The organism is Ignavibacteria bacterium (genome assembly GCA_017303675.1).
Taxonomy (GTDB): Bacteria; Bacteroidota; Ignavibacteria; order Tepidaquicellales; family OLB5; genus OLB5.
On record JAFLBX010000002.1, the window covers coordinates 1,322,560 to 1,336,232 of the forward strand.

Here is a 13,673-nt window from a genome sequence, read left to right on the forward strand (position 1 = left end):
AATAATGGCAGAAGAATTATTCGGCGAAAACGCAGGCTACACTGTAACGGCAAGGAAATGGCGTCCAAGGGAATTTGACGATGTTACTTCCCAGGAATTTATTACAAAAACTTTAAGGAATGCGATAAAGAATAACCGTATTTCACACGCATATTTGTTTTCGGGTCCGCGCGGTGTAGGTAAAACTACTGTTGCCAGACTTCTTGCCAAATCATTAAATTGCCTGAACCGTAAACCTAACGGTGAGCCATGTAATGAATGTGATAGCTGCAGAGAGATAATCAATGATAACCGGAACCACCCTGATGTGTTTGAAATTGACGGCGCATCTAACAGGAACATAGAAGATGTAAGGGAACTGAAGGAAAAAGTTAAATACGGTCCTGTTCGTTCCAGGTACAAGATCTTCATTATTGATGAAGTTCATATGTTAACCGGAGCTTCGTTCAATGCGCTGCTTAAGACACTTGAAGAACCGCCGCCGTATGTTGTGTTCATATTCGCAACTACATCCCCCGAAAAAGTGCCGCTCACTATTTTAGGCAGATGCCAGAAATTTGATTTCAAGCGTCTGACCATTGAAGAAATATCTTCCCGGCTGAAATACATAGCCGAAAATGAAAAGATAAAGGTTGATAACGAATCATTGTTCTTTATTGCAAAAAAAGGCGATGGTTCAATGCGCGATGCCCAGGGCCTCTTTGATATGTCAGCAGCTTACTGCGATAATGATATTACATTCGAAAAGCTGAAGGCATTTTTCAACCTGGCTCAAAGTGATGTGTATTTCGGTATATCCGATCTTGTAAAGCAGAAAGATGCAAAAGGCCTGCTGAACTATTTTGACAGCCTGATGGATAAAGGTTATGATATGCAGATATTTCTTGATGGGCTTACAGAACATTACCGCAATCTTCTGATTGCATGCTCTACCGGAAGCGCTGAGCTTATCATTGAGTCAGAACCTGTTAAGATAAAATATTCAGAAAATATCAGCAAATTCACTCAGCTTGAAATTATTAACTCACTTAAGCTTATACTTCAGACTGAATATACATTCAAGTATTCTTCCAATCAGCGTACGCTGATTGAAGCGCTGCTTGTTGAACTGATAAAATTTACCGATACCCGTGAAATTTCACAGATACTCGAAGAGCTGAACCGTTTAAAATCCGGCGGGAGTACTTCTAATTTCAGCACCGGCAGTGCAGGTGAAAAGAAAAACGCTTCAGCACCTGAAAACAGAATACAGTATACATCTAAAAATGAAGCCCGTGTTAATGTAACTTACGATACAACACCACGTAAACCCGCAGAACCCAGCACACAGACTGTCAGCAGCACAGTAACAGAATCATCAGTACATACAATAAACCTGGCTGATGCTGCAAGCGACTTGAATACTCACTGGTTAAGCATTAAAGATCAGATTAAAACCGAGCGTAAATGGGTTTACAGCATCATTAAAGATACCACATTTGAGCAGGATGAAAAAATGAACCTGCTTATCAGGGTTGATGATACCAGCTACGAGCTGGTTGATGGCTACAAAGATTACCTCGCAGGAAAAATATCAAAATATTTCGGTGAATCATTAAGTATCGGCCTGGTAAAAAGCTCTGAGTTCATTTCCAGCTCATCAGGTGCAGGTTATATCAGCGAAGAATCCGCTGAAACAGGTAATGAACCAGATAATTTTGATAAGATCAGAAGTATATTACTAAAAGATTTTAACGCTAAAGAAATAAGTAAATGAGCAAAGGCTGCAAAACACTTCCATTAAAGAAAAATTTCCTCGCAATTGAAAAAGAGTATTCAAACTATAAAAATTCAAAGGTTGTAATACTTTCTGCACCATATGAAAAAACCACGTCATACGGTAAAGGGACTGCAAAGGGTCCCGGCGCTATTTTAGAAGCTTCGCATTATGTTGAATTTTTTGATGAAGAGACCGAAAAGCAGGTATGCTTTGATATCGGGATTGCCGCAATAGAACCAATGAAATTCGGAAAGCTAACAGGCAAAAAAGCCCTGGATCTTATCTACCGGAATGTTGATGAGAATATCAGGAACGGAAAGTTTGTTATAACACTTGGCGGAGAGCACTCAATTAGCACTGCGCCAATAAAGGCGCATTATGATAATTACAGTGATCTTTCCATCCTGCATTTAGATGCGCATTCAGACCTGCGCGAAGAGTATGAGGGGTCTAAATATTCTCATGCATCATTTGCAGCCAGAGTTTCTGAGTTTACTACAGATATAACACAGGTAGGGATCCGTGCGCAGTGCAAAGAGGAGTTCGATTTTATTAAAGCAAAAGGTATAAATACCTTTTATGCCTTTCAAATGCGCGACCGGGGTTTTGATGAAAAGCTTATCAATGATATAACCGGCACATTAAAGAAGAATGTTTATATTACTTTTGATGTGGATTATTTTGATCCATCAATCATGCCTTCAACAGGTACACCCGAGCCGAATGGCTTTTATTGGGATGAAACAATGAGGCTGCTGAAGAAGGTTTGCGCTGAAAGAAACCTGGTTGGATTTGATGTTGTTGAGCTTGCGCCGCAGAAAGATTATACTTTCCCTGACTTCTTAACAGCAAAGCTGATTTATAAGATATTGAATTATAAGTTTTAGAAAGTTCTTTCTTGAGCTAAATGCAGAGACGGCGCGGTAGGTCGTCTTTTTTTTTGAAAAATTTTGCGAGGAGAATTTGTACTGCAAATTCGGTGTGGTAATCTTTTTATAGTAAAGATAGGTTAATTTGTATTGGTAAATTGTCGTCTAGATTCTTCGCTCGCTTCGCTCACTCAGAATGACAGAGATATTCCCGATTCAATCGGGATTGGTTTGAGTCGCTATTTTGGCATAAAAAAAGGCAGGCACAAGTGCCTGCCTGAAAACTAGCCATCCCAATTATTCTAAAAATTCTTTGGGCTGCTAAACGAAGCTTTTGCGTAGTTTAGCGGAGAGGGTTGACTGCGCTAAAGCTTCGTCAACCGGGGAGTTAATGAATTTCTTTATTTGAAATTTTATCAGATTAAATCATTAGCATTGGGTTTCAATACAGGTTTCTGTAAAATCCTTTTAAACAATACGGCTTTTCCTGAACCTGTCTTGAAATATCTTTCTAGGTTTCTCGCCTGACTTTCAGTTTTTACTCCAATAAACGCCTCAAACTCGAAAGGTTTATAATGTTTCGTTGATTGAGCTAATCCTTCATTATGTTCCAGCAATCTTCTCTTTAAATTGTTGGTTGAACCAATATATCGAAAATTTGAATTTATACTCTTCAATATGTATACGTACCACATAATTATTGGATTAATATTTTTTATATGTTTTAAAATAAAAAGGCAGGCACAAGTGCCTGCCTAAAAACTAGCCATACCAATTATTCAAAAAATTGTTTGGCCTGCTAAACGAAGCTTTAGCGTAGTTTAGCGGAGAGGGAGGGATTCGAACCCTCGATAGAGGTTAACCCCCTATGACGGTTTAGCAAACCGTTGGTTTGAGCCACTCACCCACCTCTCCGGCGTGAAAATCAGCTCAATAGAAAGCAAATTTACAAATTTTATTGATTTTAATAAAGGGTAAGATTTTTCTACTTTTTGAAATCTACATACATATGTTCAAAATTCAGCACCATTTCGCTGAATTCCCCCATATAATCCTGCCCGAGATTGCCGTAAAAGGATTTATCATGATCCTTTATACGTTCTGAAACAAGTTTTACATCATCCAGTTTGAGCCTTGAAGTACCGATCCGGAAAATAAGGTCATTCAATACAAATCCTTTAACTTTAATTGTACCGCCGGCACCGCCAAATTCAATTTCTTCAGGTTCATACTTTTTATCTATGACACTTTTATTAAGCCTGTAATATGAAGAATATAAAAGAGTGGTTTTTGCACCTGTATCAAACGTAAATGCAAGTGAATCGTTATTATTAATAACTTCTATCACCGGGATAAATCCATCTATCAGTAAATTAGAATTTATTGCCGGGTTTCTTTTAGCAGGGATAAAAATCTCACTTTTTCTTATATGCAGCTCTTTCATTTCCTGGATCACCGGTAACCCGATTATACCGTTAATTACATACAAACCCCCGGCAAAAGAAAGCGACTCATCAGGCATAACAAGGAATAATACATTGCTTATCTTTATATTACCAATTTCAAGCAATTCTGCATAAGCTAACCTTGATGTAATCTTCTTTCCGGTAACAGAACCAACTTCGAACCCCCCGCCGATCATAACCATTTTCAGTTTTTTAGCGTAACTTTCACTAACTACTGAAAAATTAGCACCTGTATCAAAAATAAAATCTTCGGTATGACCGTTACACTTTACGGGAATATTTATTAATCCCGCGAGATCTTTTTTAATGTTAATTTTTGAGTCACCTGAAATTTCAGCAATCTGCGCGCCAAGATCCCCCGCTGCTTTCCAGATAATCAAAGAATTTTTTATATCATCCATTTCGGATGAATCTATCAATGATGAATAATTCTGAATGATATATTCTGAACAAAATGCTGCGTCTTTATAATCATATAGATGCACAGAATTTTTCATTCTTGTTTCATATAGCAGCATTTTTAAGGAATCATGGATTTCAGCAGCATGTAAAGTAAGAAGATCGTTTATCAGTAAATTAGACTCCGCATTTTTGCTCTGCAGGTTAAATACAAGTGAGTTTATAAACTTATTTTGCCATTCACTAAGCTCAGTTTTTTCAGAATATTTTACAAGACGGAAAAAATCTTTATTTTCGTTCAGAATAAGCAGATCATTAAAGCCTGTTTGAGAGCAGATATTTGTTGCAACGAGGGTCATAACGAGGAACAGAGTTTTCATATTATTGAATATTTTTACAAAGTTACCTTAAGCAATAAAAAATGTATTGTAAAAATACGACATAGGGTATCCGGATCTATTTTAATCCAAAAGATTTTGATGTTTAATCCTTTTTTGCCTGCTTTCAAAAGCGCTAGGAAGCATACCGGTAAGTTCTTTGAATTCACGGTAATAATGGGACTGGTCGTAATATCCCATTTCAACCAGGGCATCGTAGTGCCTGAAATTATTCTTCACAAGCTTATTGGCAAGAGTATGAAACCTCACAATTTTACAAAATTCTTTCGGTGATAGTCCTGTGGATGCAGTAAAATTCCGCTGGAACTGCCTGGAACTGATTTTCAGCGAAGCATAAATTGATTCCATCTTTACATTACCATCAGATTTAAGGATTACATCGATTTTGCTTAGCAGCTCATTCTGTTTTTCAGATGCTTCAGTATTAAAACCGCGGATAAAATCATAGAAAGCTGCAATTTTTTTAATGATATTACCTGCTTTGAAATAATTTTCAAATAGTCTTTTGTAAGATCTTTTTTCAATTATTTCAGATAATTGCACAATTTTATCCAATGAAGTTTCCGGGTTTACTCCAAGCAGTCTGTGAAGTATTGCCGGTTTAAACCTGAAGCCGCATGTTAATTGTTTGGTGAAATGCTGGACCTGGATTGGTATAGTATTGGGTCCTGTAAGGAAAACTTGCTTTTGTTTAGAGCTTCCTTCGGTGAAAATAATAGATGCTGTGTAATCAGGAAGTATCCTGAAATTTCTGCCGATTTCAGAGAATGCCGGTGAATTGAACAGCCATATTTTATTGATCAGTCCAGAGAGTTCAAATGGAGGTTTAATCTCTTCGTATTTATAAAAGGATTCTTTTGCCGGCTTATGCATAAGCCAAATTTAGCAATAAGGGTTAAAACTTAAAATGTAAAGGTCTTTACTTTTAATAATCCATATACCTGAATCTTTTTTCAAGCAATGCAGGATCGGTTTCACTAGTCCTATCAAGAGCTTCATCAAAATTATGTATCATATTTTCCATAATAAAATCACGCTTTTGTGTTTTGTCGTGATTGTTAAGCTCTTCTTCCAGCTGATTCAACCGGAGTTCAAGTTCTTCAAGAAATGATAATTTATCCATTTTATTATTAATTAAAAAAATTTCCGGGTAATAATACCAAACTTTTCATCATAAAGGTAATGTTAAATAATCTATACTGCTTTGTTAGTGTTTTGGGGACAATTACTCAGGAGTACTTAAACCTGGTTTGATAATTACTTCCCCGGAAATTAATTTTATATTTAGTGCCGTTTGAAGGTATAAGCTCAATTCTGCCTTCTAGCTGGCTTACAAGCATTTCAATCAAATGCATTCCGAAGCTCACAACATGACCGTTCATAATATTCAGAGGGATACCAACCCCATCATCATAATATTCAAGTTCATATTCATTTTCACCGAATTCTTTTAAGGTGATCTTTATGTTTCCATTTCTTCCCTGCGGGAAACCATGTTTTAAAGAGTTCGTAATAATTTCGTTCACCAGCAAACCGAACGGAACTGCAGTTTCAATTGTGAACATAATATTATCTGCATTAATGAGAAAGCTTACAGCATCTTTATGGTCAGCATAGCTGACCAGGAGCTGGCTTGACAGGCTTTTTAAATATTCTTCCATATCAATTTTTGAAAGCTCAGCTGACCTGTATAAATGCTGATGTATAAGTGCCATAGAGCGAACCCTGTTCTGGCTAATTGTAAGCTGATTCTTGAGCTTTAAATCATCTACCGATGCAGACTGAAGGTTAAGCAGGCTTATTACGATCTGAAGGTTATTTTTCACCCGGTGGTGAATTTCCTTCAGCATAATTTCCTTGTCTTTAAGGCTTTGCTCAAGCTTTTTATCCTTAATAATTTCTTCTGTTATATCATCTTTAATAGCAATAAAATTAGTTATCCTGTCATTTTCATCTATTACCGGTGTTATTTTTATTCTTTCCCAGTATTCTTCACCTGATTTTTTTCTGTTCTTAAGGTCACCTTCCCATACTTTTCCTGTTAAAATTGTAGTCCAGAGATCTTTGTAAATTTCATCAGGTGTTTCAGCTGATCTTAATACATTTGGATTGTGATTGATAGCTTCTTTTTTTGAATAACCTGTAAGATCTTCAAATTTTTTATTCACATATTCAATTTTTCCGTTGATATCAGTAATGACTATAGTATTTGAAGACTGTTCTACCGCTGCTGAAAGCCGGGAAACATTTTTTTCTGATTCTATTCTCGCAGTAACATCCCTCGAAATAATTACGATATTTTCACCGGCAGAACCTTCATACCTGGTACCTGCTGATTCAAGGTATGAATAACTACCATCTGCCTTTAAAAACCTGTATGAACTTATAATTGCTTTTCCGGGAGTTCTTAATCCTTTGTTAAAATCTGAATAAACACGTCTGAGATCATCTTTATGAACAAACCTGAAAGCATTCTGCCCGATAAGCTCATTTTTTGAATAACCGAGCATTTTTTCTATAGAATCACTTTCATACAAAATAACTCCGGATGGTGAAAGTACGGTGATAATATCAGATGATAGATTTATAAGGGCCTTAAGAACATCATCAGTAATTGGGTTATAAATTTCATGCAAACCGGAATCCTGTTCATCATCAAAGAAATCAGGTTCAAGGTCTTTTGCACCTGTAAGAGCTGAAGAATCTTTAAAAAACAGAATTTTGTTAAGAGTTTGCTGCATTTTCTTTTTGTTTTGATCTTTCATTTAACACATCGTAAACTTTTTCAAATTCCATAGCCTTGTCAAAAAAATGCATGGCACCAAGCCTTTCGCATTTATCACGGTAATACTGATAATTCAAATTAGAAAGAACAATCACATATGGTTTGTTTTCCAGTCCTGAAATATCTTCCAGAACTTTTATACCATGCCCCATCTTCAAAGAGATATCCAGGATAACATAATCAGGATGAAGCTCTTTGATCATTTTAACGGCGGTATAACCATCACTGGCACGTCCTTCAATCTTGATATTTTCTATCGGCTCGAGCAGCTTCGTTAGTTTTTGAACCACAAGATCAGAATCTTCGACAATCAGCATATTGTAAGGCATTTAAAATTAATTTTCATTTTCCTTACAACAAATATAAATTAAACTGATTACGTTTTGTAAGAGCAGAAAAAATGATTAAAATGTAGTTAAATATGCTACAAATTCAAACTATAAGTATGTATATATCAATCAATTAAATTATTATGCATTGCATACTGAGTAAGCTCTACGTTAGAACTCATACTTAATTTTTCAAGTATTCTTGCCCTGTATGTATTGACAGTATGTACACTAATTGAAAGTTCTCCCGCAATATCAATAGCTTTTTTGCCGGAAGCAATTTTAATAAATACATCATATTCACGGTCAGAAAGCTGTTCATGAGGCATTTTATCCATATCATCCGATAAAATATCAGCGAGTTTTTCAGCAAGGGCTTTACTTACATATTTTCGGCCAGTCAGAACTGTCCTGATAGCTTTTACAAGTTCATCCGGGGCACTTTCTTTGGTTAAATAACCGGCAGCTCCTGCTTTAAGTGCCCTTATTGCGAACCTGTCTTCAGGATGCATGCTTAATATAAGTATCCTGTATTTTTTCTTCATCGCTTTAAGATCTTTAAGTACATCCAGTCCGCTTTTTCCTGGCATTGAAATATCCATTATAGCAACATCTGGCTCAAGTTCCCTTATTATATTCAGGGCATCATTTGCGTTAGAAGCCTCCCCAACAATTTTCATATCAATTTCATCCTGGATGGTTTTTTTTATTCCTTCTCTCAGGAATGAATGGTCATCGGCAATTATAATTCTGATAATATTTTCACTCATTTTTATTCAGCGGTATTAAAATTTTTAAAATTGTACCTTCACCTTTTTTACCTTCAATAGAAAGCTTTCCGTTTACAGAATATGCCCTTTCCTTTATTCCAACAAGTCCCAAAGATTTAGCATTATCAATTTCTTCTTTTGTTATTCCTTTTCCGTTATCTTCAATGGAAACACTTAATACATCACCGGCAATTGAAATGCTGATCTTTGAACGGGTCGCATGAGAGTGTCTGGCTACATTTGTGAGCGATTCCTGAATAATCCTGAAAATCGTATTTTCCAGAAGCCTGTCAAAATTGAAATCAGCTGAAGGCAATGAAACTATACAATCAATCCCTGTTCGCTTCGTAAATTCTTCTGCCTGCCATTCTATTGCTTCTTTTAGTCCCAGCTTATCCAGTACATCAGGTCTGAGCTCACGCGCAATCCTTCTAATTGAAGCTATTGTCTGATCGGTTATTTCACTCATGGATTTCAGCCCTTTTGAAAGCTCATCCCATTCATCTTTGCCGGTAAGCCTTATCTTGTCAATTTTCCTTGAAAGAAATGCTATATCCATTTTAAGTGCAGTAAGCTCCTGTCCAAGCTGATCATGAATTTCCCGTGATATCATTGTTCGTTCTTCTTCCCTGATAGTCTGCAAATGGGCAGCCAATGCATGCAGCTTTTGATTGGTGACCCTTATTTTTTCTTCTGAACGGATCTTTTCAGTAATATCGGTTGCAATAAAAGTAATACTTTCTATAATGTTATCTCTTAACTGCGGCACAGCCTGTACTGAATAATAATTACCACCATCATTTTCCGAGCTCTTAACAGTGAAGCTCTCGGCTAATCCGGAAGTAAATATCTTTTTAATAATTTCTTTGATGCGGGGAATTTCATCCGTATGGATAAGAGCATAACCATCAGTACCAATAATTTCATCCCTGTCAACTCTGGTACTTAAAGATCGGTTAATACTGGTTACTTTTACATTTTTATCAACTGTAAAGATCAGACTTGGAGAATTTTCGAATAATGAGCGCCACTTTTCTTCGCTTTCTTTAAGTTCATTTTCCATCTTTCGTCTGTAAGTAATATCGATCATACTTCCTACCATCCTGCAGGGAATTCCGTTATTATCCTTAATTATATAGCTTCGGTCAAAAACATATGCATAAGTACCGTCTTTTTTCCGGAAGCTGTATTCATCGAACCAGAATTCATGCCCGGAATTAATAGCATTGTTAACACCTGTTAATATCCTCTCTTTATCATCATCATGGATCCTGGAAGTCCATGATACAGAGGTCTTTTCAATTTCGGAATCCTTATATCCGAAAAGATCTTTAAATCCTTCGTTCCACCATAGTTCATCTGTGCGCAGGTCCCAGTCCCATAATGCATCATTTGTTGCCCTTGTAATAAGCGAAAACCGTTCATTCATTTCAAGGATCTCGCGCTGAGCTCGCTTCTGCTCGGTAAGATCCCTGAAAAATACCTGCGCACCTTTTACTCCGTTATGACTATATGGTATTGCAAGAACCATGACTTCAATTTCCGAACCATCAACCTTCCTGAATTTTTCCTCTAATTCGGGAGCGGTTTTTCCTGCATCAATATCTTCAAGTCTTTTTTTAACTATTTTTTTAAATTCCGGTTGAATTATATCAAAGATATCTTTGCCAACTATTTCTTTATGTGATGAAGCTCCCAGCATCCTGAAGCCTTCAGGATTAATGTATGTAATTTTTCCTTCAAGATGTGTATAAATTCCTACTGGAGCCTTTTCTACTATATTTTTATACCTGTCTTCAATAATTTTCTGCTGGTTTTCAAGCTCTATATATTCCAACGCAAATGATATATCTTCTGCAAGCTCTAGAAGCAGCTCTGTTTCTGTCGAACCGAAAAACTGTTTTTTTTCTGAATAAATATTATAAACTGCAACAACCTTATTTTTTATTTCAATGGGGAAGACTGCAAAAGCTCTGAAGCCCATTTTGATAGTTTCATCTTTCCATTTCCTCAGCAGAGCGTCATTTTCCACATCATTACTTACATAATAAATATTATCCCTGAAAGCTCTAACTATCGGACCCGCTGTGTTTTCATTTTCATTTACCGATATGCTTATCTTCTCCAGGTAATCAAGATGCTCGCCGTATTTATATGCAGGAATAACATCTCCTGTTTTTTCATCTACTATACCTATCCAGGCCATTTTAAAATGACCGTATTCTACTGCAAGGCGGCAGGCATCGGTGAGGATCTGTTCTTTATCGCTGGCTCTTACAATAAGCTGATTCATATTTGTTAATAAAGAATAAACCCTGTTGTGGTACTTAATTCTTTCTCCGGATTCGAACCTTTCAGTAATATCAAGTGATGTGCCGAACATCCCCTGGAACTTACCTTCCGGGGTTTTGTTTACTATACAATTGGTTAACAGATGTTTTTCTTTTCCTTTAGAATCAGTTATCCTGCTTTCATACTGCAATACCTCTCTGCCGCTTAGCGCTGAATCAATCATTGCCTTTTTATCTTCATCAATCTGTTCACTGGTCGCGAAATCTGTAAACTTTTTCCCGATCATTTCTTCAGGATCGAGACCATAAATTGTTTTGGAAGCATTATTCACAAAGGTTATTACATTTTCAGAATCTGTAGCCCAAATAAGTTCATGCGAAGTTTCAACCAGTGTTCTGTATTTGCTTTCACTGCTGATCAGCTTCTTTTCAATTTCTTTCCTGATAGAAAGATCATGTACAATCTGGATAAACTGAATGCTGTCTGCTTTTACTACTGCTTTAATGCTGACTTCTACCGGGAACAGCGAACCATCCTTTTTCCTGTGATTAACTTCATATGAGCTTCCGAATCCTTTAAGGGCATTATCCATCTGCATTTTTATGAAATTCTCATCATTATATTCATGCAAAGAAACCAGCTGCATCTTAATAAACTCTGCCTGAGTAAAACCGTAAAGAGCGGAAGCTTTTGAGTTAGCTTCAATTATCATGTAATTCTTATCAATAAGAAAAATGGGGTCGTTAGCATTATCATAAATATTTTTCCATTTTTCTTCCGATTCCTTGATCTCATCTTCCAGTTTTTCGCGTATTTTTTCACGCCTGTTGATCATAAAATAAAGGATCAATGAAGTACTTACGATAAAGAAAAGCCCTTTATACAGCTCAAACATCGGGCCATGATCAGAGCCTTCAGTAAAATATTCTACAGCTTTTCCTGAAATTGTAATCCATAAAATACCGATTATCAGATATGTAATAGTGATAAAAAGCGCAGAGGAACGTATTTTTGTTTTATGAATCAAAAGGTAATATTAAATTTCAGCTAATAAAATAATTCCAAAATAAATTTCAGAACTAATGCTGTTAATTCTTCATTATGTTACCGGACAATTTGTAATAAATTTTTAATAAATTTGCAGGGTTGCAGATTTGTACAAAAAAATTGAAAATTATAGTCCTGCAAAATCGCATTTGTAATATAAATAATAATTTAATTATATAATATGCTATACAGGAAAACCGTTAGATAACTGATAATCCATTAAGATAAAGAAGAAAATTAAAATATCCGGATAATAATCAATTATTCATAATTTGTTCTATTTCTTCTGCCTCAACAGGAATACCGGCCATCAGGTCAACATTTCCATTTTCTGTTATAAGAATATCGTTTTCAATTCTTATGCCAAGCTTTTCATCCCTGATATAAATACCGGGTTCGCAGGTCAACACCATTCCCGGTTTTAAAGGTTCTGTAAAAATACCTACATCATGAACGCCAAGCCCAAGAAAATGAGATACATCATGGGGATAATACTTTTTAAATTCAGAAGATTTAGCCTTAATATTCTTTACATCAACAGGTTTTACCAGTTTAAGATCAACAAGCTCTTTTGCTATTAATTCCCTTGTTATCATAATTATCTCTTTAACAGTTAAACCTGGTTTCATTTCTGCTATGGTGCCTTTCATAGCTCTTAAAACTGCATTATAAACATCTTTTTGACGTTTTGCAAATTTACCGTTAACAGGAACTGATCTTGTCATATCAGCATTATAGTTTGCCCAGCCGGCAGCAACATCAAGAAGTATTATATCACCGTCATTGCATGGATCATCATTTTTAATATAATGTAAAAAGCAGGCATTTTCACCTGAAGCAATAATAGGTTCGTAGTCAGCAAAAGATGCACCCTGTTTTATGAATTCATGTGCAAGCTCTGCCTGCACTTCATACTCCATTACCCCGGGTTTAATGAATTTCAAAAGTCGTCTGAAGCCATCACCGGTTATATCACATGCCTTGCGGATTAGTTCAATTTCAGTATTTGATTTAACTGCACGTAACCCGTAAATCAGCGGTGATATGCGGTGATAATTATGCAGAGGATAGTATTTTTTACAGAAGCCAATAAATCTGGCATCTCTTGATTCAACAATATTTTTTGACCTGTCATGGTCATTAGTATTAAGATAAATATCTGAAACAGAGCACATTGTATCATGCAATGCATCTTCGAATCGGGAAAGCTCATAAACAGTTTTAATTCCCGATATCTCCGAAGCATCAGCAGGAGAAAGCTTTTTCCCTTCCCAAACTTCAAGATCCGGGTTATGATCACGAATAAATAATACTTCCCTAAGCTCCGGGTTTTTATTCCCCGGATTCAGTAACAATATAGTTTCTTCCTGCTGAATTCCTGTCAGGTAAAAAAGATCGCTGTTTTGAATAAATTTCATTGTCCCGTCTGCATTTGAGGGCATATTATCGTTCGAATTAAAAATTGCAGCAGAATCCGGTAACATTAACGATGCAAGACGTTTTCTGTTTTCAGTAAAGAAAGAGCTGTTTATGTTTATTTTTTTCATTTATCTCAGGCA

The 13,673-nt window shown here is 36.1% G+C and carries 11 protein-coding genes and 1 tRNA gene; 2 read left to right on the forward strand and 10 right to left on the reverse strand.

Features of this window, described 5'->3' with window-relative positions; genetic code table 11:
• Positions 1-4 precede the first annotated feature (4 nt).
• Positions 5-1,756, forward strand: coding sequence for a DNA polymerase III subunit gamma/tau (gene dnaX / locus J0M37_15265; protein ID MBN8586449.1), 1,752 nt, complete (start codon positions 5-7; stop codon positions 1,754-1,756).
• On the forward strand, positions 1,753-2,646 hold the full coding sequence (gene speB / locus J0M37_15270; protein ID MBN8586450.1) for an agmatinase: 894 nt from the start codon (positions 1,753-1,755) through the stop codon (positions 2,644-2,646). The genes dnaX and speB overlap by 4 nt, the downstream gene beginning before the upstream one ends.
• A gap of 398 nt (positions 2,647-3,044) precedes the next feature.
• Here the strand turns inward: speB and J0M37_15275 are convergent, their stop codons facing one another.
• The 10 genes from J0M37_15275 to J0M37_15320 form a co-directional block, all read right to left on the reverse strand.
• Positions 3,045-3,323: a GIY-YIG nuclease family protein gene (locus tag J0M37_15275; GenBank protein MBN8586451.1), complete on the reverse strand. Its 279-nt coding sequence runs from the start codon at positions 3,321-3,323 to the stop codon at positions 3,045-3,047.
• A gap of 130 nt (positions 3,324-3,453) precedes the next feature.
• Positions 3,454-3,543, reverse strand: a tRNA-Ser gene (locus J0M37_15280).
• A 70-nt stretch (positions 3,544-3,613) separates the two neighbouring features.
• Complete coding sequence (locus J0M37_15285) at positions 3,614-4,873, reverse strand: aspartyl protease family protein (GenBank protein MBN8586452.1); 1,260 nt, start codon at positions 4,871-4,873, stop codon at positions 3,614-3,616.
• An 81-nt stretch (positions 4,874-4,954) separates the two neighbouring features.
• Complete coding sequence (locus J0M37_15290) at positions 4,955-5,764, reverse strand: AraC family transcriptional regulator (GenBank protein ID MBN8586453.1); 810 nt, start codon at positions 5,762-5,764, stop codon at positions 4,955-4,957.
• A 52-nt stretch (positions 5,765-5,816) separates the two neighbouring features.
• Positions 5,817-6,014 carry a hypothetical protein gene (locus J0M37_15295; GenBank protein MBN8586454.1) on the reverse strand — a complete coding sequence of 66 codons (198 nt, stop codon included), beginning with the start codon at positions 6,012-6,014 and terminating at the stop codon, positions 5,817-5,819.
• A 106-nt stretch (positions 6,015-6,120) separates the two neighbouring features.
• Complete coding sequence (locus tag J0M37_15300; GenBank protein ID MBN8586455.1) at positions 6,121-7,656, reverse strand: PAS domain S-box protein; 1,536 nt, start codon at positions 7,654-7,656, stop codon at positions 6,121-6,123.
• Positions 7,616-8,005: a response regulator gene (locus tag J0M37_15305; GenBank protein MBN8586456.1), complete on the reverse strand. Its 390-nt coding sequence runs from the start codon at positions 8,003-8,005 to the stop codon at positions 7,616-7,618. Before J0M37_15305 ends, J0M37_15300 begins: the two co-directional genes overlap by 41 nt.
• 125 nt (positions 8,006-8,130) lie before the next feature.
• On the reverse strand, positions 8,131-8,775 hold the full coding sequence (locus tag J0M37_15310; protein ID MBN8586457.1) for a response regulator transcription factor: 645 nt from the start codon (positions 8,773-8,775) through the stop codon (positions 8,131-8,133).
• A complete protein-coding gene (locus tag J0M37_15315) occupies positions 8,768-12,094 on the reverse strand; it encodes a PAS domain S-box protein (GenBank protein ID MBN8586458.1) in 3,327 nt (1,108 codons plus the stop codon). The genes J0M37_15310 and J0M37_15315 overlap by 8 nt, the downstream gene beginning before the upstream one ends.
• 277 nt (positions 12,095-12,371) lie before the next feature.
• A complete protein-coding gene (locus J0M37_15320; GenBank protein MBN8586459.1) occupies positions 12,372-13,661 on the reverse strand; it encodes an aminopeptidase P family protein in 1,290 nt (429 codons plus the stop codon).
• Positions 13,662-13,673: the final 12 nt, after the last annotated feature.

Coding starts and splice junctions, on each gene's coding strand:
- dnaX (MBN8586449.1), top strand. CDS start 5: ATGGCAGAAGAATTATTCGGCGAAAACGCAGGCTACACTGTAACGGCA.
- speB (MBN8586450.1), top strand. CDS start 1,753: ATGAGCAAAGGCTGCAAAACACTTCCATTAAAGAAAAATTTCCTCGCA.
- J0M37_15275 (MBN8586451.1), bottom strand. CDS start 3,323: ATGTGGTACGTATACATATTGAAGAGTATAAATTCAAATTTTCGATAT.
- J0M37_15285 (MBN8586452.1), bottom strand. CDS start 4,873: ATGAAAACTCTGTTCCTCGTTATGACCCTCGTTGCAACAAATATCTGC.
- J0M37_15290 (MBN8586453.1), bottom strand. CDS start 5,764: ATGCATAAGCCGGCAAAAGAATCCTTTTATAAATACGAAGAGATTAAA.
- J0M37_15295 (MBN8586454.1), bottom strand. CDS start 6,014: ATGGATAAATTATCATTTCTTGAAGAACTTGAACTCCGGTTGAATCAG.
- J0M37_15300 (MBN8586455.1), bottom strand. CDS start 7,656: ATGAAAGATCAAAACAAAAAGAAAATGCAGCAAACTCTTAACAAAATT.
- J0M37_15305 (MBN8586456.1), bottom strand. CDS start 8,005: ATGCCTTACAATATGCTGATTGTCGAAGATTCTGATCTTGTGGTTCAA.
- J0M37_15310 (MBN8586457.1), bottom strand. CDS start 8,775: ATGAGTGAAAATATTATCAGAATTATAATTGCCGATGACCATTCATTC.
- J0M37_15320 (MBN8586459.1), bottom strand. CDS start 13,661: ATGAAAAAAATAAACATAAACAGCTCTTTCTTTACTGAAAACAGAAAA.